Below are 523 nucleotides of genomic sequence, written 5' to 3'. Positions count from 1 at the left end.
CCGCGACATCCTGATCATCTCCACGTCGTTCGATATTCCTCGCTTCGAGCAGCTGCTGGGCGATGGCAGCGCTTGGGGCGTCAAGTTCTCCTACGCCGAACAGCCATCGCCCGATGGTCTGGCGCAGGCCTTCATCATCGGTGAGACGTTTCTCGATGGAGCGCCGTCGGCGCTCGTGCTCGGCGACAACATCTTCTACGGCCATGACCTGCCGATCCTTTTGGCAAGCGGCATGTCGGTCGATCGAGGCGCAACGGTGTTCGCCTATCACGTGCTCGATCCGGAGCGATATGGCGTCGTGGAGTTCGACAAGCGCTTCAGGGCGGTCTCGATCGAGGAGAAACCGGCGGAGCCGAAATCGAACTACGCGGTGACGGGACTCTATTTCTACGACGAACGCGCCGTTGAATTCGCCAAGTCGCTGCGTCCTTCGCCGCGCGGCGAGCTCGAGATCACGGACTTGAACCGGCGTTATCTGGAAGACGGCAGCCTGACCGTCGAAATCATGGGCCGCGGCTACGCC

General features: G+C 61.6%; 1 protein-coding gene. It reads left to right on the top strand.

The window, feature by feature from the left end; translation table 11 throughout:
• Positions 1–523, top strand: a 523-nt coding sequence (locus B3605_RS05270; RefSeq protein ID WP_296433104.1) for a sugar phosphate nucleotidyltransferase, incomplete at both ends; no start/stop codon positions are given.

This window comes from Rhizobium sp. UBA1881, assembly GCF_002338015.1.
GTDB lineage: Bacteria > Pseudomonadota > Alphaproteobacteria > Rhizobiales > Rhizobiaceae > Rhizobium.
This window is presented reverse-complemented; position numbering and strand designations above follow the sequence as displayed.